General features: G+C 66.9%; 19 protein-coding genes, 1 tRNA gene and 3 pseudogenes. 7 read left to right on the forward strand and 16 right to left on the reverse strand.

Features of this window, described 5'->3' with window-relative positions; genetic code table 11:
• Positions 1-291 precede the first annotated feature (291 nt).
• Positions 292-630: a transcriptional regulator WblA gene (gene wblA / locus OG956_RS16055; RefSeq protein ID WP_030606400.1), complete on the reverse strand. Its 339-nt coding sequence runs from the start codon at positions 628-630 to the stop codon at positions 292-294.
• A 491-nt stretch (positions 631-1,121) separates the two neighbouring features.
• Here wblA and OG956_RS16060 point away from each other — a divergent pair, with 491 nt between their 5' ends.
• Complete coding sequence (locus tag OG956_RS16060; protein ID WP_330338656.1) at positions 1,122-3,443, forward strand: transglycosylase domain-containing protein; 2,322 nt, start codon at positions 1,122-1,124, stop codon at positions 3,441-3,443.
• An 88-nt stretch (positions 3,444-3,531) separates the two neighbouring features.
• On the opposite strand, the gene OG956_RS16065 is transcribed toward OG956_RS16060, so the two are convergent.
• Entirely contained in the window at positions 3,532-3,999 is a 468-nt protein-coding gene (locus OG956_RS16065; protein ID WP_330338657.1) for a GatB/YqeY domain-containing protein, read from the reverse strand.
• Positions 4,000-4,114: 115 nt separating this feature from the next.
• Between OG956_RS16065 and OG956_RS16070 the strand changes: the two genes are divergently transcribed.
• From OG956_RS16070 to OG956_RS16080, 3 genes are all read left to right on the forward strand, one after another.
• Complete coding sequence (locus OG956_RS16070; RefSeq protein ID WP_330338658.1) at positions 4,115-5,041, forward strand: metallophosphoesterase; 927 nt, start codon at positions 4,115-4,117, stop codon at positions 5,039-5,041.
• A gap of 189 nt (positions 5,042-5,230) precedes the next feature.
• A complete protein-coding gene (locus OG956_RS16075) occupies positions 5,231-6,007 on the forward strand; it encodes a Pr6Pr family membrane protein (RefSeq protein WP_330338659.1) in 777 nt (258 codons plus the stop codon).
• A 65-nt stretch (positions 6,008-6,072) separates the two neighbouring features.
• Positions 6,073-6,146, forward strand: a tRNA-Pro gene (locus tag OG956_RS16080).
• A 95-nt stretch (positions 6,147-6,241) separates the two neighbouring features.
• Here OG956_RS16080 and OG956_RS16085 read toward each other — a convergent pair.
• Positions 6,242-6,742 (reverse strand): annotated as a pseudogene (locus tag OG956_RS16085) (tyrosine-type recombinase/integrase); the annotation flags it as partial.
• 977 nt (positions 6,743-7,719) lie between these two features.
• On the opposite strand from OG956_RS16085, the gene OG956_RS16090 reads away from it, so the two are divergent.
• Positions 7,720-7,893 (forward strand): hypothetical protein, encoded by a 174-nt coding sequence (locus OG956_RS16090; protein WP_330338660.1) that lies wholly within the window; start codon positions 7,720-7,722, stop codon positions 7,891-7,893.
• A 155-nt stretch (positions 7,894-8,048) separates the two neighbouring features.
• Here OG956_RS16090 and OG956_RS16095 read toward each other — a convergent pair whose 3' ends face one another.
• The 3 genes from OG956_RS16095 to OG956_RS16105 all read right to left on the reverse strand — a co-directional run bounded on the left by OG956_RS16095 (position 8,049) and on the right by OG956_RS16105 (position 9,781).
• Complete coding sequence (locus OG956_RS16095; protein ID WP_330338661.1) at positions 8,049-8,363, reverse strand: hypothetical protein; 315 nt, start codon at positions 8,361-8,363, stop codon at positions 8,049-8,051.
• Positions 8,364-8,660: 297 nt separating this feature from the next.
• On the reverse strand, positions 8,661-9,149 hold the full coding sequence (locus OG956_RS16100; RefSeq protein ID WP_330338662.1) for a hypothetical protein: 489 nt from the start codon (positions 9,147-9,149) through the stop codon (positions 8,661-8,663).
• Positions 9,146-9,781: a hypothetical protein gene (locus OG956_RS16105; protein WP_330338663.1), complete on the reverse strand. Its 636-nt coding sequence runs from the start codon at positions 9,779-9,781 to the stop codon at positions 9,146-9,148. The genes OG956_RS16100 and OG956_RS16105 overlap by 4 nt, the downstream gene beginning before the upstream one ends.
• Positions 9,782-10,398: 617 nt before the next feature.
• Here OG956_RS16105 and OG956_RS16110 point away from each other — a divergent pair.
• Positions 10,399-10,941 carry a hypothetical protein gene (locus OG956_RS16110; protein ID WP_330338664.1) on the forward strand — a complete coding sequence of 181 codons (543 nt, stop codon included), beginning with the start codon at positions 10,399-10,401 and terminating at the stop codon, positions 10,939-10,941.
• A gap of 19 nt (positions 10,942-10,960) precedes the next feature.
• Here OG956_RS16110 and OG956_RS16115 read toward each other — a convergent pair.
• The 4 genes and pseudogenes from OG956_RS16115 to OG956_RS16130 form a co-directional block, all read right to left on the reverse strand.
• Positions 10,961-11,155 (reverse strand): annotated as a pseudogene (locus OG956_RS16115) (phosphotyrosine protein phosphatase); the annotation flags it as partial.
• Complete coding sequence (locus OG956_RS16120) at positions 11,143-12,579, reverse strand: DUF6177 family protein (protein ID WP_330338665.1); 1,437 nt, start codon at positions 12,577-12,579, stop codon at positions 11,143-11,145. The gene OG956_RS16120 and the pseudogene OG956_RS16115, both read right to left, overlap by 13 nt.
• An 83-nt stretch (positions 12,580-12,662) precedes the next feature.
• Positions 12,663-13,310 carry a hypothetical protein gene (locus OG956_RS16125; protein WP_330338666.1) on the reverse strand — a complete coding sequence of 216 codons (648 nt, stop codon included), beginning with the start codon at positions 13,308-13,310 and terminating at the stop codon, positions 12,663-12,665.
• A gap of 9 nt (positions 13,311-13,319) precedes the next feature.
• Positions 13,320-15,266, reverse strand: coding sequence for a hypothetical protein (locus tag OG956_RS16130; protein ID WP_330338667.1), 1,947 nt, complete (start codon positions 15,264-15,266; stop codon positions 13,320-13,322).
• Between the two features lie 16 nt (positions 15,267-15,282).
• On the opposite strand from OG956_RS16130, the gene OG956_RS16135 reads away from it, so the two are divergent.
• The gene (locus OG956_RS16135) at positions 15,283-16,179 is read left to right on the forward strand and encodes a DUF6461 domain-containing protein (protein ID WP_330338668.1); all 897 of its coding nucleotides are present in this window, start codon (positions 15,283-15,285) and stop codon (positions 16,177-16,179) included.
• 274 nt (positions 16,180-16,453) lie between these two features.
• Here OG956_RS16135 and OG956_RS16140 read toward each other — a convergent pair whose 3' ends face one another.
• From OG956_RS16140 to OG956_RS16165, 6 genes and pseudogenes are all read right to left on the reverse strand, one after another.
• Complete coding sequence (locus OG956_RS16140) at positions 16,454-16,780, reverse strand: hypothetical protein (RefSeq protein WP_330338669.1); 327 nt, start codon at positions 16,778-16,780, stop codon at positions 16,454-16,456.
• A 536-nt stretch (positions 16,781-17,316) separates the two neighbouring features.
• A protein-coding gene (locus tag OG956_RS16145; RefSeq protein ID WP_443065564.1) for an IS3 family transposase occupies positions 17,317-18,488 on the reverse strand; the annotation gives its coding sequence in 2 pieces (ribosomal slippage) (positions 17,317-18,224 and positions 18,224-18,488; 1,173 coding nt in all).
• Positions 18,489-19,078: 590 nt separating this feature from the next.
• The gene (locus OG956_RS16150) at positions 19,079-20,311 is read right to left on the reverse strand and encodes a glycosyltransferase family 2 protein (protein ID WP_330338670.1); all 1,233 of its coding nucleotides are present in this window, start codon (positions 20,309-20,311) and stop codon (positions 19,079-19,081) included.
• A gap of 70 nt (positions 20,312-20,381) precedes the next feature.
• The gene (locus tag OG956_RS16155) at positions 20,382-20,546 is read right to left on the reverse strand and encodes a hypothetical protein (RefSeq protein WP_330338671.1); all 165 of its coding nucleotides are present in this window, start codon (positions 20,544-20,546) and stop codon (positions 20,382-20,384) included.
• 98 nt (positions 20,547-20,644) lie between these two features.
• Positions 20,645-21,904 (reverse strand): nucleotide sugar dehydrogenase, encoded by a 1,260-nt coding sequence (locus OG956_RS16160; protein ID WP_330338672.1) that lies wholly within the window; start codon positions 21,902-21,904, stop codon positions 20,645-20,647.
• Positions 21,905-22,423: 519 nt separating this feature from the next.
• Positions 22,424-22,567: pseudogene (locus OG956_RS16165) on the reverse strand (site-specific integrase); the annotation flags it as partial.
• Positions 22,568-24,196: the final 1,629 nt, after the last annotated feature.

Here is a 24,196-nt window from a genome sequence, read left to right on the forward strand (position 1 = left end):
GAGCAGGAGCCGTGTGCGGGCAGCGGGCGCAGGCCGGAACCGCGCGTGGCGCTGTCCGGACAACCGGGTACCGCAAGGCCGGTCATGGCTTCCCCAGGCGTAGGCCGGACCGGCGCTTCTCGCACCTCACCGCTTGCCGTGTTCCGGGCGGATACCGCGCGGCGTACCCGGACCCGGGTCTGCCCGGCCCCGCTGTCCGCGGCCCACGCCCGGAAGATATTCCGATGGCGCGTGCCGGGTCGGGGGCCCTGTGCCCCGGGTATGTGCCGCAGGGAACGCCCTCGGTTTCCCTCAGCTCACGGCCGCGTAGTTCTCGTACACCTCGTCGTTGTCGAGCGACACGATGCCCGCTCCGCGCTCGTACTCCGAGCGGGCGGTCTCCAGCAGCCTGCGCCAGGAGGTCACGGTGGGCCGGCGGCGCAGCAGTGCGCGGCGTTCCCGCTCCGTCATGCCTCCCCACACGCCGAACTCGACGCGGTTGTCCAGCGCGTCGGCGAGGCACTCGGTGCGTACCGGGCAACCGGTGCACACCGCCTTGGCCCTGTTCTGCGCTGCTCCCTGAACGAACAGTTCATCCGGATCGGTAGTGCGGCAGGCAGCCTGCGCACTCCAGTCGGTAACCCAGCCCATACCGGCGCCGTCCTCTCCCGAATCGAGGCTCCCCCACGGCGGCAGCGGCATATTCACCGCCGCCAGTTGAGGACGTTACGGAAGGTGGGCACAGCGCAACACCCCCTTCGGGCCCAATCTTGAATGGTCCGAACGGACTATGGGTTAGCGGCAGATCACCCGCGGGAGTGAGCTGACGACATACGCGACCATCCCGGCAAACCGGGACAGCTGTGGTGCGCCACAACGGGCGCCGGGTGACACACGAGGCGGATTCGGACACGCCACCCTCAGATGCCGGCCACGCCCCGTGCGAGAAAACGGGGTACACCCGGAACGATTCGGGGTCGCCGGACGTATTGATACGTGACCGCACTGCTGTGACAGTTGAGAGCAGCTTAGGCCAAGGCCTGGGCGCGTGTCCGGCGAATGGGAACGCGGGCGTCCCGCTTTGCCGTGCCGTGACGCGGTCGCCCTTCGGAACGCTCAGACGTACGGATTAGGCTGCCCCCATGGCAAAGAAGCGCTCGGGCGGTGGTCTGTCGCCAATGCAGCAGGCCGCCAAGTTCCTCGGTGTCAGTGTGCTCGCCGGAGCCGTGATGGCGGGCATCGCGCTGCCCGCGGCGGGCGCGCTGGGCCTTGCCGCCAAGGGCTCGGTCCAGAGCTTCGACGAGATCCCGGCCAACCTCAAGAGTCCCCGGCTCAGTCAGCGCACGACGATCCTGGACAGCCAGGGCAACCAGATCGCGAGCGTCTACTCCCGCAACCGTACGGTGGTGGAACTCAAGGACATATCGCCCTATATGCAGAAGGCGATCGTCGCGATCGAGGACGCGCGCTACTACCAGCACGGCGCGATCGACCTCAAGGGCGTGCTGCGCGCCCTGAACAAGAACGCGCAGGAGGGCGGCGTCGCGCAGGGCGCCTCCACGCTCACCCAGCAGCTGGTGAAGAACTACTTCGTCGAGGAGGCCGGCGACGACCCGACGAAGGTCGCCGAGGCCACCCAGCAGACCCTGGGCCGCAAGATCAAGGAACTGAAGTACGCGATCCAGCTCGAGGAGAAGCTCGGCAAGAAGAGGATCCTCGAGAACTACCTGAACATCACCTTCTTCGGCGAGCAGGCCTACGGCGTCGAGGCCGCCTCCCAGCGCTACTTCTCCAAGCACGCCAAGGACCTGAACCTCCAGGAAGCGGCGCTGCTGGCCGGCATAGTGCAGTCCCCGAGCCGTTACGACCCGGTCAACGACGAGGCGGAGGCCACCAAGCGGCGCAACGTCGTGCTGCAGCGGATGGCGGACGTCGGCGACATCTCCCAGCAGGAGGCCGACCAGGCCAAGGAGCAGCCCCTCGGGCTGCACCCGAGCCAGCCCAAGAACGGCTGCATCGCCGCGGTCAAGGGCGCCGGCTTCTTCTGCGACTACGTCCGCGACGTGGTCCTCAGCGACCCGGCCTTCGGCAAGACCAGGCAGGCCCGGGCCAAGCTGTGGAACCAGGGCGGCCTGACGATCCGCACGACACTGGACCCGCAGGCGCAGGACTCGGTGGAAGCGTCCATCAAGCAGCACGTCTACCAGTCCGACGCCGTGGCGACGGCCGCGACCATCGTCGAGCCCGGCACCGGCAAGATCCTCGCCATGGGCCAGTCCCGCCCCTACGGCTTCGGCAAGAACGAGACGCAGATAAACCTCTCCGTCAACTCGGACATGGGCGGCGGTGCGGGCTACCAGCCCGGTTCGACGTTCAAGCCGATCGTCGCCGCGGCCGCGATCGAGGGCGGCAAGCCCGCGACGCAGAAGTACCCGTCGCCGTACGAGATGACGTACCCGAGCCCCGTGCAGGCGTGTGACGGCAAGGTCTGGCGCAACGACCCGAACAACCCGGCCAAGGTGACGAACGAGAACGAGTCCGAGCGCGGCCCCATGGGCATGAAGGAGGCGACCGCCAAGTCGGTCAACACCTACTACGTGCAGCTCATCAGCGACATCGGCATCTGCCCGGTCATCGACATGGCCAAGAAGATGGGCGTGCAGCGCGCGGACGGCCGGGCGATCGCCCAGAGCCCCTCCCTCGCGCTCGGCGCCCAGGAGATGTCGCCGCTGACGATGGCGAACGCGTACGCCACCTTCGCCTCGCGCGGCATGTACTGCACCCCGATCGCCATTGAGTCGATCACCCAGAGGACCGGCACCGAGGAGAAGTCCCTGGACGTGCCGCGGTCGAGCTGCTCGCGCGCGATGTCGCAGAAGACGGCGGACACCGTCACCACCCTGCTCAAGGGCGTGGTCGAGGACGGCACGGGCAAGCAGGCCGGCCTCGCCGACCGCCCGAGCGCGGGCAAGACGGGCACGACCGACGAGCGCTTCGCGGCCTGGTTCGTCGGCTTCACCCCGAACATGGCCGGCGCGGTCTGGGTCGGCGACCCGCAGCACAAGCGGCACATGGTCGACATCACCATCGGCGGCGTCCCGCACGCCAAGGTCTACGGCGGCGAGGTCCCCGGCCCCATCTGGCGCGACATGATGACCGGCGCGCTGAGCGGCAAGCCCGTGGAGGACTTCCACCTGGTCGACATCCCCGACGACACCAAGGACAACCACAAGGGGGATGGTCGGGGAAAAGGCCGAGGGGGGGCCAACGGGGGGACGAACGCGGGCACGGGCGGGATCGGGGGACTGATCGGCGGACTGACGGACGGGGGAACGACAGTCGGCGGCACAACGGGTGACACGACCGGCGGCGCCTTCCCGAGCCCGACCATCTCCCTGCCGGGCAACTTCATCCAGGGGCAGGGCAACGGCGGGAACAAGGGGAGCGGGGGACGCTGGGGATAACCGCCTGGTGCGAGTACGGCGGCGGGGCCGCACCCATGGTTGCAAGGGTGCGGCCCCGCCGCCGTGTCCGTCTCTGCCGCGCCCCGGCTCAGCCCTGGAGGAGCCTCTTCACCGCGGCGGCGACGCGGCCGCCCTCCGCCTGGCCCGCCACCTTCGGGTTCACGATCTTCATGACGGCGCCCATGGCCCTCGGCCCCTCGGCGCCGGCTGCCTTCGCCTCTTCCACGGCCTGCGCGACGATCGCGTTCAGCTCGTCGTCGGACAGCTGCTTGGGCAGGTAGTGGGCGAGCACCTCGCCCTCCGCCTTCTCCCGCTCGGCCTGCTCGGCGCGACCGCCCTGCGCGAAGGCCTCGGCCGCCTCCCGGCGCTTCTTCGCCTCGCGGGTGATCACCTTGAGGACCTCGTCGTCGGAGAGCTCCCGCTTCTCCTTGCCCGCGACCTCCTCCTTGGTGATCGCGGCGAGCGTCAGCCGCAGCGTCGAGGAGCGGAGCTCGTCGCGCTCCTTGATCGCGGCGTTGAGGTCGTCCTGCAGCTTCGACTTGAGCGTGGTGGTCATGCCGTCGATTGTCGCAGGTGTACCGGCGTGAACGCCCGCTGATTTAAGGGACTGCGGCGTCCGGAGGGGGACCGGCCGGTCCCGTCGTGCCGCCGGGGTCTGACACGATGGAGGCATGCGCGCGCGATACGGAGTACCCCTGGGAATCATGGCGGCAGGCGCCGCCGGTCTGGCGTACGCGGCGGGCTTCGAGGCCCGCTCCTTCCGCCTCCGGCGGGTGACGGTCCCGGTCCTGCCGCCGGGCATGCATCCGCTGCGCGTGCTCCAGGTCTCCGACATCCACATGGTGAGCGGCCAGCGCAAGAAGCAGCGGTGGCTGCAGTCGCTGGCGGGCCTGCGCCCGGACTTCGTGATCAACACGGGCGACAACCTCTCGGACCCGGAGGGCGTCCCCGAGGTCCTGGACGCGCTCGGCCCCCTGATGGAGTTCCCGGGCGCGTACGTCTTCGGCTCCAACGACTACTACGGCCCCCGACTGCGCAACCCCGCCCGCTACTTGCTGGAGAAGGCGAGCGGCCGCCACGGGCTGAACGGCAACCCGCCGGCCGTCGGCGTCGTCCACAACCCGTGGGAGGACCTGCGCGACGGCTTCGACACGGCCGGCTGGCTGAACCTGACCAACACGAGGGGTGTCCTGAAGGTCGAGGGCGTCTCGATCGAGCTGACGGGCCTGGACGACCCGCACATCAAGCGGGACCGCTACGCCAGGGTGGCGGGCGGCCCGTCGCAGACGTACGACTTCTCGATGGGCGTGGTGCACGCGCCGTACCTGCGGGTGCTGGACGCGTACACGGCGGACGGCTACCCCCTGATCCTGGCCGGCCACACCCACGGCGGCCAGCTGTGCATACCCTTCTACGGCGCGCTGGTCACCAACTGCGACCTGGACACGGACCGCGTGAAGGGCCTGTCCACCCACACGTCGGCCGGCCACACCTCCTACCTCCACGTCTCGGCGGGCTGCGGCACGAACCGCTACACACCGGTCCGCTTCGCCTGCCCGCCGGAGGCCACGTTGCTGACGTTGGTCGGGCGGGAGTAGGGCCGTAGGGAGCAGGCGCCGAGGCGGAAGCGCGAGCCCGGGGTCCGCCGGAGCCCGGGGAGATCGAGGCCGGGACAGGGCAGGAGCCGACGGGCGGAGTCACGGTGGCGGGCCGCGAGGGACCGGGGCCGTAACCCGCCCGGGCTAGGCCCGATAGCCGCCCCCTCCCGCCGCTCCTAGCGTGAGGGCATGACCGCCTCGATGCCGCCGATACCCCCGATACCCAGGGAAATCCCGGACCTGCCCGCGGTCCCGAGCCCGCCCGTCCTGGTGCCTTCCCCCGTCCCGGCCACGGCGGTGGTGGCGCCTGTTCGCCGCCCCATGGTGGCGCTGTTCCGCCTCCTGACGGCCCTGGCGGCCGCGGCCGGCGTGGCCCTGGAACTCCTGCTGGGCGCCCCGTCCCGCGTCCTGAGCTACTTCGGCATCCAGACCGCCATCCTGCTGGCCATCGCCATGCTCATGTCGGCATCGAGGACCTGGCGCGCCCGCCGCCCCCTCCCCTCGTCCGTGACAGGCGCCACACTCCTCTACGCCGTGATCTCGGCGCTCGTCTACCACCAGCTCCTGGCCCACACGACGCCGCCGTTCTCCATGACCGGCGCGACGACGGTTCCGGAGCGCTGGCACGGCTCGTGGGCGACCCTGCACATCCTGCACACGCTGGTGCCGGCGGCGGCCGTAGCGGACTGGCTGCTGCTGACCCCCGCGGCCCGCCTGCACCTGCGCCAGGCAGCCGCCTGGCTCCTGTACCCCCTGGCCTACCTGGCCTTCTACCTGATCCGAGGGGCCGCCCTGGCCCCGGCGAACCCCGCCCGCTACCTCTATCCCTTCCTGGACGCCGCCACCCACGGCTACCGCAGCACCCTGGCGAACGCCCTCCTCCTCGGCCTCGCGATGTACGCCCTGGCCGTCCTCCTCGTCGCCCTGGACCACGCCCGCCCGACCCCGGTCCGCCGCCGCGTCTAAACCGGATTTCGTCTACAGCCACCGGTGGGCTAAAGTAAACGTCGTCGCCGCGAGAGCAGCGACATCGGGGTGTAGCGCAGCTTGGCAGCGCGCTTCGTTCGGGACGAAGAGGTCGTGGGTTCAAATCCCGCCACCCCGACAGAGAAACACCAGGTCAGCGGCCGGTAGTAAATTTACTACCGGCCGCTGATTCGTTGTGCGTGTCTATCTGCGTGACTACCGACTTCCGAGTGTCTACGAGCGTCGTGGGTCGGTGCCGAAGATCCCGTCCATGACCACAGCCCCTGTCTGGATCACGGGCCGGATCTGCTTCCGGTAGACCTCCTCGGTCACGGCGGTCCCGGAGTGCCCCACCAGCCGGGAGATCTCCTCCAGCGGGACACCACGATCGGACAGCAGAGAGACGAAGCTGTGCCGAAGCTCCCTCGGAGTCCACTCGTCCGGGTTGATCCCGTCGATGCCCTTGAGCGCCTGGCGGAAGGCACGGCGGACGTTGGCAGCGTCGAGCGGCTTACCCACGGCCGAGGAGAAGACGAGGCCGTGTTCCTCCCAGGCATCCCCGGCAGCGAGCCGATCCCATCCCTGATCTTCGAACTGCTGCCAGAGGGCCTCGACACAGCGCGCCGGCAGAGCGAGCGTGCGCCGGGACTTCTTGGTCTTGGTGTCTCCGCTCCGCCGTACCGAGCGCCAGACGGCGATGTGCGGAGGCTGCGGCGGGTCGAGGTCCGGGCTTCCCAAGCTGAGGGCACACCGCGGTGGTCACGCGCCGGCCGCCGCGGCTTGCTCTGGTCGACGGCATCAGTAGCGTGGCTAAGCCCGGTGGGGGTACGGCAGGACATACGCGCGCCTGATCGTTCGACGGCCCCGCCGTCGTCGCTGACTTTCGTCGGCTGAGGTTCAGACGTGGGTCCGCCGCACGCCGGTGCACGCGATCAGCCTGCTGCCGTCTTCGGTCAGAAACAGCCTGAACGTCCAGGAGCCATCGGCAGCTCTGATCTCCCCCCAGGCGAACCGGCTGCTGCTGCCGACCGAACAACTCCACGGCGCGTGCCAGGTTCGTGGTCTCGATGCCCCGGCGGCGCGTGTGCCGCAGCCGACGTCTATAGATAAGGGCGAGCGGCTCAGCAGGCGTAGTCCCCTCCCAGACCACGTGGCTACCGCCGCAGCGGAGCGCAGCCAGAGCGGCCACGGACGCCTCGTCGTTGCCAAGCAGTAGACGTTCGAGTAGTTCCCGCTCCATGCCGCCACCCCCGCCAGGATCCTGCTGTACAGCAGCCGGATACAGCAAGCACAGCAACCGGCCCCGGCCCGTAGCGTCCCCCTGGGGCCGATGCGCGACCTGTATGACCGTCACTGACCGATCTCAGTAGAGCTACGGATCAGAAGGTGCCCGTGCCCCACCCGTGCCCGATCGTGCGGGAAGCCACGGACAACCACGGTGCCGAGCGGGCACCGAGCAACGCAACGGCCCCCGACCGATTCACCTGGTCAGGGGCCGTTGAACTGTGCGGTGGGTGTGGGATTTGAACCCACGGTGACTCGCGCCACGACGGTTTTCGAGATCGACACCGGCGCGACAGACCATTGAGACTCCGCCCCCGCTCCCGACGCGTCGGACCCCTGGGTCGGCCGCAGGCCTGCAGGGCCTGCGAGCACCGTCGGGCAACGCCGAAACCCCAGTGCTATCAATGCGTTGGTGGCAAGATCGATGCATGGGTTCACTCTCCGACTGGCTCCCGGCCGCCTTCGGGGCGGTGGTGAGTGCCCGGCTGCAAGCAGCCCTGATCTTGAAGTTCGCCGATGCCACGCTGCCCGATGTATCAAGCGGATCCGTGCAACGAGGCATCCCAGCCCAGCAGCCGAACCCCGAACAGAGCGCCACCTGAACACTCCCCGTGCCACAGTCGTGCCAGACGCAGGGGTCAGCTGCGGTCAGCAAGGGTGGCCAGGGGCACATCTGTGCCCGCTAGCTCAACCGATGAAACGGCAGGTCACCGCACCGAGGCCCCAGCCGCTCTCCTAAAGTGGTTGTCCAGCGCGCTCACCGAGTCCACACTCTGTGGAACTCTTCGGCCGGGATGGCTTCCAGCGGATCTTCTTCAGGATCGATCGCTTGATCTGTCAAGCCACCGTGCTCGTCTTCCAGGTGCTCCCAGCTGTACCGGTGGAGCTGGCCGGCCGAGGTCAGCTCGGCCTGCTTGATGACGATCAACTCGCCGCGGTCGGGTACGGCCTCGATGTACCAGAGGCCGCCTGCTTCGTCAGCGTGGCGGAAGTGGTGCCGCAGGGTGGCACTCTCGTCGAGTGCTCGTAGGTACGCCATGATCTCTGCCGCGATTCGCTCCAGGTCAACCACGGGACCATCGTGCCAGCGCGCGCAGTTGGGCCGCTCTGACATCCATAAGTGACATCAACGGCGCCGGACGCCAGCACTCCTGGGCGATCTGGCATGGCCAGCGTGGCCATGTGGTTCCTCGGCAGGACCGAGGAGTGATCGAACCCCTAAAGCGGGTGTCGCAGGTTTGAACTCTGCCGGGGCCCTAAGCGAAACGGCCCGGACCGATCATGGTCCGGGCCGTTTTGACGGCAGACTGCACTTGCCCAGCCGATTCATTTACGGGACAACCCTTAGCGTGATGCGCATCACGTTAGGTTACACGGAATCGATTTGCCAGGCGATCATTCCGGTCGCCCCCTTACCGGCGTCGACGTTGATCCGGACTGGTCCGCTCCCTGTAATTCGCTGCTGGACCACCGACTGATCGCACGGGACCGTGGTCTTCTGGCCGGCGCTCGCCGGTATGAACGACAACTGCGCGTTGCCCGTGCCGATGCACACTAGATTGAGCTTGTAGGTCTTGGCTTTGCTCAGGTTGGGCTCGGTGTGGATGCCGTCAGTTACACGCTCCGCACCGGCTTCCACCATCCTGCCGCTGTGTACTGCGGAAAGCGCCGCCTGGGCCTGTTGGGTGACCTTCTGCTCGGACGGACCGGTTGTCGTTGCCGAGTTGCTTGGTATAGCCGAGTGGGACGGCCCCCCGGCCTTGCCCTCGCCGTTGTCAGAGGTGCAGGACGTGAGCAGGATCGCGGATGCCGTCACTGCACACCCAGCGAGCCAGGCCCGCAGGTTCATGTAGGTCATGTCGAAGTTTCCCAGTACTTCCAGCCGGTCTCTTGCGTGGGCAGCGTAGTCGTACCGTGGGCGATCTCTGCGGGGGCATGGCAGCCGTCCCCGACACGCCGGTACCTCTTCCAGGTCGCGTAATAGCCCCATGAGCCGTACTGCAGGTGACCGTACTTGTTCCTGCTGATGTCGTGCGAGTAGTTGTGACCTGTGGTGATCGACACGCTGCCAGCGACCTTGACGGAGATCGTGGTCTTGGCTTTTGCGAGGATCGCTCCGGCCGACCACTCGCCACTACCTGAGATTTCGGCCGAAATAGTACCGCTCTTGGTTACGGACACCGACATGGTGCCGCCCGGCCCATCCTTGTACTTCGTGCCATTCCACCATGAAGGAACGAAAGACGCCTTTTTCGATGAGAATTCGTACCAGGTTTGCGGGCCATCACAATATTGGGGCCCGTTCTCCACCGGCTGGTCCGTTTCGTCTTCCCAGCCCTGTCTGTCGTTGATGTCCGTCGTCTGGTCGGAAGAAGCGGTCGTGTCGTCGGTTGGTGCTTCGTCGGCGACAGCAGTGCCCGCAGTAGCGAAGCACAAAAGCAGTGCAGCAGTGGCAGCGCCGGTCGAAGCGCGCCGTGAACCGATGCCCATGTGACACCTTCCGGTGGACCGCCCCCGTGGCGATCGAATGCGAGAACACTATGTGTATGGCATGTGCGCGACAACTAAGTGATCTATCTTCTGAGCAGAACTTGAGGAACGCCTTCGTCACCTCAGGGTGAGTGTCTAACTGCGTGACAACGCCGACAGACAGCGGCGGACGAGCGTGGACGTCTGCGGACCATTGCAGCAGGTGAAAGGTACGCCGCTCCATGGCAGAGTGCATCAGCGAGTTGCTTCGGGACGAAGAGGTCGTGGGTTCAAATCCCGCCACCCCGACAGTGAAGTACCACAGGGGCCTGATCCGCTTAGCGGGTCGGGCCCCTGACTCGTTCCCGAAGATCCTTGGGAGAAATCTGGGAGAAGATCTTGGTCGGCTTCTCCCAGAGGGCGCCCGGCGAGCCTGCGTTCGGGTACGGCAGCTGAGGCCACTCGGACCTGCGCGTTCGCGAATCTGGCCCTGCAACTGGCCAGGAACACCATGCCCGCCCGCCTCAACCGCCATTAGGATCACGACACATGGCAGGCCATCACTCAGTGCGTTCTCACGACCACGCTCTGACTCGCGGCCCGAGAGCCTACGGCCGGACCTCGACGCCCTCAAGATCGTGGGCGAGGTACCGGCGGACGGCGACTGGAAGCAGCGGTACAAGTACGTCGAGCCACTCGTCTCGCCGTCCCTGTGCGCGATCAAGAGGAATCAGGAGGAGCACGGGACCTCACTCGGCGTGTTCCGACCCACCGAGGTCAGCTTCCGGCTGACAGCGGCAGAGCCCTGGCCCGAGTCCAAGGCCGCGCTGGCCGACCAACTCGACCTCTTCGAACAGGACCTGGCCCGGCTTGAGTGGGTACCTCTGGAATTCCGCTACAAGTTCCGCTGCGCGGACGACGACTGCCCCACGCACGACATGGCACTGAAGGACTGGGAGGCCGGCGCGTCGTACCGCAAGTTCCTGCGCAAGTACGGCGAGCACGCCGTGCAGGACAACCTGCGGGAGCGCTGGTACGTGTCGATGTTCACCCCTGACCGCGCCGTCCACTTCTTCATCGGCAACATCGCGGCCCACCCCAAGACCTTCATGCTGCTGGGACTCTTCCGCCCGAAGGCGAATGTGGTCCGGTACGTTCAGGAGAGCCTGTTCGGTGACTGACTGGCGGGGCTCACGGCCATCATGTCGCCGCCGGAATGCCACGGTCGGCGAGCAGGCCGCGTACGTGTCGCTCGATAGCGTCCCGGATCGGTCGGACGGCTTCGACACCCTGACCAGCAGGGCCGTCGAGCTGCCAGTCCAGGCACCGCTTGCCGGGGAAGACGGGGCAGGCGTCTTTGCTGGAGCCGATGGCGGTGGCCGTCAGGACGGTCGGGTGGCTGCCCCGCTTCCACCTTTCAGGTGTTCGTCTATGCGTCGCAGGCGTTGCCAGGCGGCGGGGTCGGTGCCGTCGCCGAGCGGGTAGTGCAGGGCGGGGCGACCGGCCGGGCCGAGTTGGGTCGGGATGCAGGCCGGCAGGGCGTTGCGGGCATGGCTGATGCCGAGGTCGGCCACGGCATCCGGGCCGAGGGTGAGGGAGACCGGGATCGGCGGTGGTTCGTAGTGGGCCGGAGTGGCCAGGTCCGCGCGCGCCGCTCGGAGTTCGCTGATCATCGTGGCGAGGTTGTGCCTGGCCGCAAGGGATTCGGCGAGCTGGGGCAGCAGCTCGATCGGTGCTCGCTCGTCGGCGGCGTAGCCGAGAGCCAGGGTGATGTGCTCCTCTACGCCCTCTCGCGTGTGAGCGATGCGCAAGGTGGCGATCGCGGGGCGGTCGGCGGTTCCGACGGCGACAGCCCAGGTGGGCTGGGCTTGTCGGGCGCGGCTGCGGGCCAGGTCGGTCAGTTGCCTTGGGGACCAGGGGACGTTGACGGGCTCGGCGGTGGCCCATCCGGCCGGCGGCAGTCCGGTGAGGGTCTGCCAGGCGTCCTCCAGAGCGCCACCGAGTATCAGGTGCTCCTGGGCGGGATGGATGGTGCGGATGGACAGCAGCAGCTGTCGTTCACCGGCCTTGCCTGGCGGGGGTTGGAAGACGTCAGCGATCTTGAGGCCGTTGTCGGCAGCCGGGGTGAAACGTCCGTCGTGCCAGCGCAGTACGGCTCCAGAGAGGCCGTCGTAGTAGCCGTTCTCGGGGTGGCGTACGACCCAGCGTGCGGGCATGCGCTCCAGCACGGTGCGGGTGGGCAGGCTCAGCCGGGTATTGGGGGACGTGACGAGATACAGCTCCCGTCGGCCCTGTGCCACCGTTCGCACCGCCTCGGTCAGCCATGTCGTCGCGGCAACGACCGGGCGGTCGTAGATGACGATGACGCTCTTGTCGGTCAGCACATCCGCATCGGTCAGTACGTCCACGTCAGCGGGCGGGACCGTCGCCTCACCCGTGGCCGGGACGGTTACGACGTCGGTATGGGCGGCTTCCGGTGGCCATGTGATGCCGCCGAGCAGCGTTGTCAGCCGTCCCGCGACCGAGCCGGCGAGCAGCCTGGCTTCTGCGATGGCAGTGGACGCCCGTACCTCGGTCCACCACACCGGTCCCTCTGTCTGAACGCCAGGTCCCAGCAGCCGCTCCGTCTCGCCCGGCACTTGCAGGTAGCGGGGGGCTTCCACGGAGACCAGGAGCTTCCCGTCGTCCGTGCACAACTGGGCAACGGATCCCCCACCTGCCCGGTTCACGCGCAGGTCCGGGCCGCCGGCGTGCAGTGCGGCCAGCAGCGTCTTGATGTCCGGCATCTGCGGGGTGAGGGCGATGACGTCCTGGGGCATGTGCTGCTCTCTGAAGCGTTGTCCTGCCGGACCGCGGTTACTGCGTCGATCAGGTTTCGGGTGGATGTGGTGTTCTCAAGCGGTCAGAGCTTGTCTGTCAGATCGGGGCCGAGGCCGTCTTCATAGACATCTGGTGTCGAGATTCCGTATTCGACCGCATGGCCGAAATACGTTGGATCACCCGATTCAGGTCGCACGCCGAGTACGGCGGTCAGCTCACGCAATGCGTCGGCAAGCCGCGGAGCATTTCGGTTGTAGACCTCGGGATGCGGATGGCCCGAGAAGTCGAACCAGCTCCAGACGTCATGGTGCACGGCGACTTCGGCTGTCGGGCCAAGAGGGTCCGGCGAGACAGCCAGTTCAATCAGCCGCGGCTCCGTGCGGGCTGCCCCCTCCGCAGTGATCCATGAGCCGGAACCAATAACCTTCAAGTCGTCCACTTCGGCATCGGGGAACGCAAAGGGTCGGCTTCCCAGGACCCGTTCGGGCAGCTTCGGGTCATTCAATGGCGTTGTGGCGACGAGTAGGCTGCTGGTCACACCTGTCGACCCAGCGTCGAGTACATACCAGCCGTATTCGAGCCTTACGGGGGTGAGCAGGTCGAATTTCTTCAGCACCTCGGCCATGCGAGCCGCAATGCTCAGTGCTGAGGTGAGTCCCGGCTCATCGACGTCGCTGAGATCCCAGAACCAAGAGCCGCAGGGGCGCGGTGCGCGCATCAGGGTCGACATGACTATTCCTTACGGGAAGACAGGGCCGTCGGGCGGGTACGTGATAGCGCCGTCTTCAAAACGGAGGAGGTACGTTGCGTTGGACCTGCGTGAAAAACGTACCACTTCCTCGAACATTCGCGGCGTAAGGTCCGCCATCGAGGCGTGTACGTCAAGAATAGCGACTCGATGGCTCATGGGGTAATCCAGTTGACTTGCTGACTTCCGGGCAGCCTTCTTGATGCCGTCGATGGTGTCGACGTCCTTGAGTTGATATCCGTAATCCATCGTGCCATCAGGGTGTCGCGTGTAGACGTCGATGTCATACGTAGTGGTGTGGTCACCGAGCTCGAACCCCAAGTGAGTGAACCCACGGTCTTGAAGCTCCGTGGCGTACCTCAATGCCATGTAGGCCGCGGGAACCATGCTTTCCTTCGGGTCCCTCTTGGTGGGGCCTTTCTTGCACATGTCCAGGATTCCCTTGTAATTTTCCGAACCGCGGAGATGGCCGCGATTGATGAGCTCAGCGACGCCTGCCCCATAAGGGTCCTTCCGCAGGGAGCGGATCACTGCCTCCTGGTCGCGGGAATCCATTTTCGCGCGCTTTAGCTCGTCGAGAACTCCCGCTTCTTGTTCCGGCCTGATCGGCCCCGTATGCGCCTGTGCATACTCCCCCTCCCTGGTGCCATACCGTGCGCGATCGATACCCGGTATGTCACCGTGTGCTGATCCCCCGTTATCGGGCGTGCTGTGGCCGTCAGCGCCCGGCGCTTCACCGTGATGTGGATCGCCGTGTGCTGACTCCGGCGGCATGTGGCCCGATGACACCTCACCGTGATGGCCGCTTCCACCGTGAGAAGGCCCCTCACCGGATCCATGGCTGGCCGCGCCAGGATGGTCCGCGCCACCGCCTGCACTTCCGGCTTCGCCCGCCGAGCCGCCTCCTGACCCATGCAGTCTGTCGCCTCCGCCGCCCCCGGTCTCATGGCTGGCATGTGGCGGAAGGCGATCACTCCCTCGGAGGGTGGCCTCGGGCGCTCGGCCTCCGACACCTACAAGGCCGCGATCATCGGGCCGGGCAGGCACCACGCGGTCACCGGCGGCAGGCTCGTGCGGGGCCTCGGCAAGGTTGGGCGTGCCGTCGGCGTTGATCGGAATGAGCCGGCCGTTCTTGTCGACCCTGTAGCGGTTGCTGAGGTCGTCCAGGGCGCCGTCGGGGAACCTCGTCTTCGGCAGCTTCAGGTGTTCGCTGACGTTGGTCAGCACCTCGGAGACCTTGGGCAGGTCGGACAGGGTTCTCGCTGCCCTCGCTGCGCCGGAGATCGGGTCGAGGGCGTCTCCGACCTTGGCCACCGCGCTGGCGGCTTCTGCGAATCTGCCGGCCTTGCCCAGCCTGGCGAGCGCCCCACCGGCACCCGCGAACAAGGTGAGGATGTTGAAGCTGGTGACGGCGTGAGCGCGGGCCGGGTCCTTTTCCTGCATGTCGTAGGCGATGAACTGCTTGCCGAACTCCTTGGCGTACGCCTTGCTGTCCCGCTGCCAGTCCGAGAGATGGTCGCCCTCGCCGACCGCGTCCATGCCGTAGGCGTAGGTGCCGGCGACGATGCGTTTGAGGCCGTCCCAGGTCTGGTGCTGTGCGTCGGAGCCGTTGACGCCCAGGAGGTTGTCCTCGAAGGTGCCCAGGCCGACGAAGCCGCCCCAGATGCTGTCTTTGACGATGCCGTCCCACGCCCAGCTCTTGATGCCGTGGCCCCACCAGTCCAGGCTCCAGCGGTCGTAGGTGCGGGCAACGGGAGTGCCCCACGGCAGGTCGGGCATGGACTCGAGCTTGTCGACGCTGAGGCCGTACGTGCCGCCCTCGTCGCCGACGGGGCGGCACAGCGCCGGGCTGATGGCACCGATCTTGGCCGCCGCGTTGTGCACCGTCCAGCCGGCGTCGGTGGCGGGCGTGCTGCTGGCCCTGGCTCGCGCGTTCACGCGTAGGGCACCGCTGGTGGTGCTCGACGAGCCGACCGTGTCGATCGACGCCGAGGCGGAGGCCGAGATCTTCGGAAAGCTCCGGGAGATCGCCGCCGGCGCCACCGCCGTCCTGATCGCCCACCGTTTCTCCACAGTCCGGATGGCCGACGAGATCCTGGTTCTGGAACAAGGGGCGCTGATCGAGCGGGGCAGCCACGGGGAGCTCATGAGGCTGAACGGGGCGTACGCGCGGGGCTCTGTAGGGTGCGGCACCATGACTCCTGACGCCCCCCGGGACCCGAAGCGCGGCGGTGCTGCGAGCTGGGAGGACCTCGTCGCCCGATACGCGCGGGCCGATGCCGATGAGCCCGATGCGTACACCTTCTCCGTAATCGCGGGGAGGACGGAGGACGAGGTGATCCGGGCGTTCGGTGGCGATCCCGGAGCGTCACGGCTGATGACATTCGCCGAGAGCGTCGAAGAGCAAGCAGCTCACCTCTATGAGGACTACGAGCTGCTTCGTGTGCTCACCGTCGACCGGCACGTCATCGCCATCGAATGGGGCTGCCACGGCAGCATCCCGGAGGTCGCCAGACGAACGTCCGCCGACGGAGGCGAGTTCTTCAGCGTCTACCGAAATGTGAACGCCAGGTACCAGGTCATGCACGCCTTCGACGGCCGCGTAGACGGCATGTTCGATCCCTTCGAGCTGGAGGACGCGGCCTGGATGGATCCGGAACCGGATACCCCCGCCTGGGCAGAAGGGGTCGTCTTCCACATGGAGACCCTGTGCGCCGAGTCCTTCGCGCTCATGGAACGCACCATGGGCGTGGCCATCGATCCCGAGTGGATGAGCACGGCGCTTCGCACCGTCCGGCTCACCTCACCCTCTGAACTCTTCAGCCAGTCGGAGGCGGCATGGCTCCCATGAACACGGCTGCGATGGGCTGATCTGTCAAGAGGACAACTGCCGCCTGACATCAGCGGCTTACACCAACAGGCGCAAACAGCGGCGATAGGCGGCGAACCCCCAACGGACGATCAGCCAAGGCCCAGAGCCGGTTGGCCGACGCTCCTGGCCTTGGCTCGATCACTGAGACTCCTCATACTCGCCTGCTGCCTCATCACCCACCGACAGCGCGGCTCATCCTGCTAGCCGTTGCAGCAGATGGCGCCTCAGTTCAACGACTGTGCGAACGAGCTGTCTAGTCTTCGTCGCAGGTGGCGTCGTAGTTCCTCTCGTAAGCGTCCCTGTAGCCCTGGACGTACTTCGAGTTGCTCGACTTCGGGGCATAGGACTGTCGGTAGTTGCAGTCTGCGCCGTCGCTCTTCCCGGCCACCCGTCCATCCACCTGGCCCTGATTGTAGGGAGTACGGGTCTTCGTCGGCTTGGGGGCGGGGATGGGGTGGTCCGACGCTTCGTGCGCCACCGAGGTGGCTGCTGCCTGCGGTACGACCGTCGGCGCAAGCGTGAGACCTGCAACCGCGGCGATAGTGCCCGCAAGAAGTGCAGTGGTTCGCTTGGCACGCATGGCTACCCTCTTCCTCAGGGACTGTTGCTTGCACTGATGCATAGCCACTGCCGACACGCTGAGCCGGTTACGGACCATGCAGCGTTGTCGGGGGCTCAAGGCATCAGGTGCATCAGAGTCGAAAAGCTGCGACATCCAGCGCCCGCCTCAGACGGTTGGATACGGCCGATGCTCTGGCACGCATCTACGCTATCGAACAGACGAACCTATGTCCATTTCTGCGGCTATCACACCTTTTATGCGGCTATGTCCCGCCGGGCCGTGCAGTCACCCGCCGAACTGCTTCGTTGTCCGCAGGGGGAGCTGCCGGTCGCCCCGGCCGGTTTGGCGGTGTGCCAACCGGCGACGACCGCCGGCTCTCCTGATGTCGCCAGCCACTGCGCCCTGGCCTATGTTTCGCTGACATCCAACGCTGACATCAACCACTCCGAACGGCGGCGGCATACAGCAGCCACGTACGGAACCAGTTCATGAGGCGAGCCGCGACCAGGCCGAGGGGAGATCGGGGCTTCCACCTTGATCGCGGACACCGGTTGTCATGCAGCGATGGCCAGCGTAGTTGATCTCTGTTCGAAGGCGACCGGCGCGAGGTAGCCGATTGTGGAGTGCCTGCGCCGGTGGTTGTAGAAGCCGAGCCAGCGGAAGACCGCGAGCCGGGCGGCTCGTTCGCTCGGCCAGCCGCGCCGGTCGGGAAGGATCTCCCGCTTGAGCGAGGCGAAGAACGACTCCGCGGCGGCGTTGTCCGCGGAGGTGCCGACCGCTCCCATGGATCGGAGAATCCCGGCCTGGTGGCAGGCGTCGGCGAACGCCTTCGACCCGTACTGAGCCCCGTGATCGCTGTGGAAAATGATGCCGTCCCCCTGTCCACCGCGAGTGCGGACGGCCGCGTTGAGCGCGTCGATGACGAGCTCGGCCCGCATGTGCTCGGCCATCGACCAGCCCAGCAGGCGACGAGAGAACACGTCGATGACAGTGGCCAGATAAAGGAATTTCCCGCCGGCGACGGGCAGATAGGTGATGTCACCGACCCAGGCCCGGTCGGGGGCGGACGCGGTGAAGTTCCGCCGCAGCAGATCGGGCACCGCCTGGGCGGCGGGGTCCGGGATCGTGGTGCGGTGCCGCCGCTTCAACCTCCGCCCCTGGATGCCGTGTTGGCGCATGAGTCGCTCGATGCGCTTGCGGTTCACCATCACACCGCCCGCGCGGAGTTCGGCGGTGATCCGCTTGGCCCCGTACGTCTTCCCGGACTCTGTGTGCACCTTGCGTATCCGCCGGGTGAGCGCGGCGTCGTCGGCCTTCTTCGCTGCGCGCGCCGGGGCGGTCTTCAGCCACCGGTAGAACCCGGACCGGGACAGATTCAGCACGGTGCACAGCCGCTTCACGCCAAAGGCGTCGCGATGGTCGGCAACGAACTCGAAGCGGCTCACCAGTTCGTCTCGCCCGCAAAATACTTGGCCGCCCGACGCAGGATGTCACGTTCCATCTCCAGCTCGCGGACCTGCTTGCGCAAGGCCGCGATCTCCGCGTCCTTCGCGGACTCCGCGATCGCCTCGGGCCTCTCGGCCTTCTCCGCGGCCTTGATCCACTGCCGCAGCGTCTCGTGGTTCACGCCGAGCTCGGCGGCGATGCGTGAGACAGGCCGGCCCGACGAACGGGCCAGCGCCACCGCGTCGGCCCGGAACTCCACCGGGTACTTGTAGGTCCCCACCTGGGACTCCTCTCCCTGGACTCAAGATCCAGTGTCGAGGTGTCCACGATCAAGGTGGAAGGCCCATCGAACTCCTGAAGCGGGTGTTGCAGGTTCGAATCCTGCCGGGCGCAGAGAGAAGGGCCAGCTCAGGAGGCGTTTCCTCCCAGGCTAGCCCTTCGGTGTTTCGAGGGTCGTGCGACAGTCGTGCCACTATGGGGCCCGCAGGGTCCTTCTCGGACGTGTTGGCGGCTACTCCCCCATCGCCCCGGATCACGGCATCAAGCCGGTTGGCGATGGCCCGGTCACGATCCGCCGGACCGCTGCCCCACTCCTGCACGCTGCGCGAGCACAGCACCCGTCAGGCCTGCCCCTGCACGAAGCACACGAAGACGCGCTCCCAGCGCTCTCATCAGCTCCCGCCGCCCGCTAGCCCAGGACGTTTGCGGCCCTGATCCGGGCCAGTTTCCGGTCCATTCCACCACCGCGGCGCGACCGTCACTCAGGGCCTCCAGCCTCGTCTGCGCGACCGTATCCGGGGAGACCTCGGTTGTGGCAGGAGGCCAGGGTGGCCGCTCCCAGGATCAGGAGGGCCACCTTGGTCATCTTTTTCATGCGGGCACCGCGTCCTTGGTCTCTGCCACCTTGCGCGTGCCCCAGTGCGTCGTCCGGGCCTGGGTCAGCGCCCAGTACATCGCGGGCTTGATTAGCAGAAGGTTCACCAGCGACACCAGCGGCGTCAGCAGGAGCCACGCGAAGAGCTTCTGCCGGGCACCGAGCTCGGGCCTCAGCGCGGCGTACATGCCCGTCTGGGCGTAGGTCAGGATGATCCAGTAGCCCAGGCCGTACAGGAACATCACCTTGCTGCCCGTGTAGTGCGGGATCACGAACAGCACCCAGGCGTAGAACACCGGCGAGAGCGCGGTGAGCACCAGGCCGTACATCCGGAAGAACAGCGGGGCCGCCGAGAAGTTCGTCAGCTCCCAGCCTACGTACTTCCAGTACGACTTGAACCACCGCACCCGCTGGGTCCACAGCTCGCTCAGGTCCTCCGGCATCGCGCTGTACACCCACGCCTCGTTCACCGCGACGACCTGGCCGTGCTGGAGCGCGTAGTGCGTCAGGCGACGGTCGTCACCGGCCGTGCCGGAGGTCACGTAGTCCTCCAGATTGGCCAACACGAACTCCTTGCGGTACAGGCCGAGGATGCCCGAGGTGGGCGCCACGGCGCCAAGCTGGGAGCGCGCCATGCGGGTGACCAGGCACCAAGTCACGATCTCCACGTCGATCACGCGGGTGAGCAGGTTGGCCGTCCTGTTGCGGACCAGGGTCAGCCCGGTGGCCGCCTGCACCCGCAGGTCCGACATGGCCTTCATGCAGTGCCAGAGCGCGTCCTTGTGCAGCACGGAGTCGGAGTCCACGGTGAGGATGAAGTCGTAGGACTCCGGATCCACCTGTCGCAGCACGTTGGCCTGGGCCTCACGCTTGCCCGCGTTGTCCTGCCGATGCCAGGTGACCAGCGGGTGATCGAACGGCACCACCGGCTGCCGAGAGCCGTCGTCAATCACGTGGATCTGCTCAGGGGGCCGCACCTGGTTGATCAGGCCCCACACGGTGGCGTACAGGGCCTCCTGCGGCTCGTTGTAGGCCGGGACGATGGCCAAGACCCGCCCGGAGGCGACCGGAAGGTGGGTGAAGCTACGCCCCTTCACGGCCGCTCCCAGCGAGTACAGGAGAACCACCGTCACCGCGCAGTAGAAGCCCAGCACGGCATCCCAGGCCTGGGTGCTCCACACGAAGTGGTAGACGAGGGTCCAGGCCGTGGCCGCCACGACAGCGGCCACAGACAGCATCACCTGCGCCCTGGAGCGCCCCTCTACGACCCAGGAGTGTTTGCGGTGGCTCCCCATACCCTCAGCCATGCATCCGGCGGCCACGGGTGCCCCAGCGGTACGCGAACGCACCGATGAGGACGGCCGCGACCACAGCCGTGACGATCCATCCGAGAGTGATCGTCGTTCCGAAGAGCGTGATCGCTCCGACGCCCGTTTTGGCAAGCGCCCCTTCGTCGTATCCCATGCTTCCCCTCCCATGGCTCTCGGAGCCTCTCGATGTCAGATGCCAGAGGCATGACGCCCCTGGTGCCCAGCACGTACACCCGGCTGGGCGACGGGCTTCTACAGCCGCTCGATGTGCTCCGCGGTCGGCATGACGCCCCGGGTGTCGAGGACATATGCCGCCTCGGCGGCAAGCTGATCCAGGTCGAATTGGCCGTGCGGTGTCAGCACGACGACAGCGTCGAAGTCGCACACCTCGATGCCGCTTTCTTCCGCGGCGAAGGGGATGGCTTGACAGCCGCCGTCTCGCAGGTAGGGGTCGACGACGGTGACATCCGCCCCCATGGCACGTAGCCGGTCGATGACCTGTACGGCCGGCGACTGACGAGCGTCAGCGGTACCGGGCTTGTAGGCGGCGCCGAGGGCGAGAATACGGGCGCCGTGCACGCTGCGGCGGAAGCGGCGACTGAGAGCGTCCTGCAAGCGGCGCACCACGTAGTCGGGCTGGCTTTCGTTGATGTCCTGAGCCAGTTCGATGAGCCGGAAGGTCTGCCCGTGCTGGGCCTTGACGTGATGGCTGAGGTAGACGGGGTCAATCGGCAGGCAGTGTCCACCAACCCCGGGGCCGGGCAGAAACTTCGTGAAACCGAACGGCTTGGTCGCCGCCAGGTCGAGGGTGTTCCACACGTCGACGCCGAGTACATGAGCCATCCGCGAAAGCTCATTGACCAGGGCGATGTTGACGTGACGGTAGGTGTTCTCGAACACCTTGGCCAGTTCAGCCTCTTCCAAGCCGGAGGCCGGCACGGTGACCTCAGTGACGGAGTCGTAGAAGGCCTTCACGCGCTGCAGACAGGCGTCAGTGAGACCAGAGACGATCTTGGGTGTGTTCTCCAGCCTCCACTCGGCGTTACCCGGATCGATACGCTCCGGGCTGAAACCGACGTGAAAGTCACGGCCAGCGATGAGGCCCGATCCCTCTTCCAGCACGGGAATGAGCACGTCGCGAGTGGTGCCGGGGTGCGTGGTCGACTCCAGCACCACGGTGGCTCCCGGCTCTATGCGGGCAGCCAGCACGCGGGCCGCCTCCCGCACACAACTAAGGTCCGGAGCACGGTCGGTCAGCGGGGTCGGCACGGTGATGACTGCGACGTCGAAGCCCTTGACGTCTTCCGGGTCGCAGGTCGGCGTGTAGGCGCCAGAGCGCAAGGCGCTCTGCAGACGGTCGGAGTCAATGTCCTCAACGTAGGAAGAGCCGGCAGCCAGGCTCTCGAAGCGCTTCCGGTCGGGCTCATAGCCAGTCACGGTGTGTCCAGCCTCAGCAGCCCTCAGAGCCAAGGGCAGGCCGACATAGCCCTGCCCAAGCACGCCAATGCGCATGGTGGTTCCCTCCCCTTGATCCGGCTCGCAAGCCGGGAAACGGCGCCCCTGAAATGCGGCTGTCTGTTCCTGACGCAGGCAGCCGCGGCGTCGGGTACTGCGTTGAAACGGTCCGGCAGCGGCGAGTTGAACCCCCCTCGGGTTACAGCGAGTGCCGCACCGCGCCATCGTCAGGCCTCGAAGACCTTCACACTTCCCCCCCATCTGTGGGGATTAAGCATTCAATAAGAGTCTGCCATGTGCAACCGTCTTCACCAATCCAACCCCGATGTTCCTCTCCTGAGATCCACCTCATGCCCTCCGGCCTGCAACTTCGCCGTGTAGTACTGCAGTTCGACCCATGCCAGTCAGCCTCGGTTATGGATCGAAGCGCCCCTCGCCAGCCGCGGATCCGCCGCAAGGCACCTCGAAGCGTGGTAAATGATCTTCACAACTCTCCCCTAGTCCGCGCATACCCAGGACCTCATCGGCTCCCTGAGAACGAGCTAGCGGATCCTGACGGCAGTTGATGGCTGGCCGCACGTGTCGATCGGACAGCAGAGACACGAAGCTGCGCCGAAGCTCCCTCAGAGTCCACTCGTGCGCGTTGATCGCGTCGATGCCCTTGAGCGCCTGGCGGAAGGCACGGTGGACGTGGGCAGCATCAAGCGGCTCAGCCACGGCGAGGGCCCGCCGGAGCCGGTCGAGCACGCCCAGGCTGGGGACCGTGCGCCCGGTCTCGGCCTTGGACACGGTCGGCTGCCCCACCCCAGACGGCCGTGGCGTCCGGCTGACGACAACGAGCCGCTAATGTGGCAGAGGCCGGAGATATTGCTGCGCGTCATGCATGCTGGGCCGGTCAGCCGGGGCAGATTGCAGGCAGCCCCCACCAGCCATCGAAGTTCCAGGTCATTGGGCCAGCGGGCAAGCTGTCTCTCCTGTCTCCTGAAGCGGTGGTCCACGTCTGACGGATGAGACCATCCGTGGATGCCAGACGCACAGCTACCCGCCGGGTGGCCCCTCCGACAGAGCCGCGATGCATCCGGGGCCCGAGAGGACGAGAAGGCGACTCTCGGGACCCGAGTCGAGTACGCGATCGTCAATGTTCGCGGCGTGCTGGCTGATTCGGTCGCGGTCCATGACCCGAATGACAAGCATCCGCTGCCTACTCGGGTGCTCGCTGCCAGCCTGGGTGTGGACGCCGGTTCGCTACTCGGCATTCATTACACGTGCCTCGTTTCCCGTGACCCGTACGGAACTACTCGATCTGACTACCGCCTGAGGCGCAGTGACAGCTTGCCGCCGGCAGCACTGCCGGGGGGCTGATCCTGGGCAGTGTCATGGTCGCGACGTCAGCAGCATGGGAGGCGTCGTACAAGGGTGTCCGCACCTTCCAAGCGCATGGTGCCCAGGGGGCCCGCCCACGACGAAGCGGTCGTGCCACAGGTGTGCCGGACCGAGCGGGAACCACGGGGAACATCCGGAGAAGCAACGGACGCGCCGACGGTCGGCGACGCCCTTCCGCAGCAGGTCAGCCCTGCAGCGAGCGCTGGATCACCTCAGCTCCCCAAGCGGAGGGCCCAGTACGCTGCCGTCGGCAGGCACCAGCACGGACGAGAAGCGTCGTGGAGCTGTCGCCATCGATGTTGAACCGTCTTGCGAACAGCAGCCTCGGAGCTGTCCCGGCGGTCGCTGCTGGCGCCTACGCATCGCAAGCCGGCTCGGGCTTCTCGCGGCTCGCGGCCTGTTTCGCTGTGATGGGGTTCGCGATCCTCGCCGTGAGGGGATACCGGCTCGGCGTGACGTGTGAGCGCGGGAGACTCTCGATCCGCGGTTACCTGCGCACACGCGTGATTGCGCGCGAGTGCATCACAGAGATCACGGACTTCCCGGCCGTCAGATGGACGGCTCGCAAGGGGGGCAAGCGGTGGACCCCCGTCACGGCGTTCATGACGAACCCGAGCGAACTCTCGACAACTCGCCTCCACAAGGCGCGTGCCCTCAGGGAGCTGCGACGGTGGGCAGGGCGCTAGCGACGGCCCACACGGGGCGTCTCCCGGTGAGTGCCTGGCCGGCGGACTTCGTGTCCGTACGGGGCCGTCTTTGGGCAAGAAGACATCTCAGGTTGCGTCGCGTGGCGGATACGGCAGGTTGCGCCACGCGCGCAGCATGATTTCCCGCACCCTGCCAACGGAGACGAACAGCGGCGGACCACCGTGGACGCCTAGGACCGTTGCGCCAAGCGAGGCCCAGTACCTCACCCTTGCGGACAGGCAGCTTGCCCGTGAGAGCACGGTGGTGCCGCGTGAGCAG

The organism is Streptomyces sp. NBC_00557, from assembly GCF_036345995.1.
Lineage (GTDB): Bacteria > Actinomycetota > Actinomycetes > Streptomycetales > Streptomycetaceae > Streptomyces.

Excerpts from the sequence above, each read along its gene's own strand:
- OG956_RS16105 (WP_330338663.1), bottom strand. The coding sequence starts at position 9,781 with ATGGGCATCGGTTCACGGCGCGCTTCGACCGGCGCTGCCACTGCTGCA.
- OG956_RS16120 (WP_330338665.1), bottom strand. The coding sequence starts at position 12,579 with ATGCCCCAGGACGTCATCGCCCTCACCCCGCAGATGCCGGACATCAAG.
- OG956_RS16155 (WP_330338671.1), bottom strand. The coding sequence starts at position 20,546 with ATGGGATACGACGAAGGGGCGCTTGCCAAAACGGGCGTCGGAGCGATC.
- OG956_RS16075 (WP_330338659.1), top strand. The coding sequence starts at position 5,231 with ATGACCGCCTCGATGCCGCCGATACCCCCGATACCCAGGGAAATCCCG.
- wblA (WP_030606400.1), bottom strand. The coding sequence starts at position 630 with ATGGGCTGGGTTACCGACTGGAGTGCGCAGGCTGCCTGCCGCACTACC.
- OG956_RS16090 (WP_330338660.1), top strand. The coding sequence starts at position 7,720 with ATGGGTTCACTCTCCGACTGGCTCCCGGCCGCCTTCGGGGCGGTGGTG.
- OG956_RS16060 (WP_330338656.1), top strand. The coding sequence starts at position 1,122 with ATGGCAAAGAAGCGCTCGGGCGGTGGTCTGTCGCCAATGCAGCAGGCC.
- OG956_RS16065 (WP_330338657.1), bottom strand. The coding sequence starts at position 3,999 with ATGACCACCACGCTCAAGTCGAAGCTGCAGGACGACCTCAACGCCGCG.
- OG956_RS16070 (WP_330338658.1), top strand. The coding sequence starts at position 4,115 with ATGCGCGCGCGATACGGAGTACCCCTGGGAATCATGGCGGCAGGCGCC.
- OG956_RS16100 (WP_330338662.1), bottom strand. The coding sequence starts at position 9,149 with ATGACCTACATGAACCTGCGGGCCTGGCTCGCTGGGTGTGCAGTGACG.
- OG956_RS16160 (WP_330338672.1), bottom strand. The coding sequence starts at position 21,904 with ATGCGCATTGGCGTGCTTGGGCAGGGCTATGTCGGCCTGCCCTTGGCT.
- OG956_RS16140 (WP_330338669.1), bottom strand. The coding sequence starts at position 16,780 with ATGCGTGCCAAGCGAACCACTGCACTTCTTGCGGGCACTATCGCCGCG.
- OG956_RS16125 (WP_330338666.1), bottom strand. The coding sequence starts at position 13,310 with ATGTCGACCCTGATGCGCGCACCGCGCCCCTGCGGCTCTTGGTTCTGG.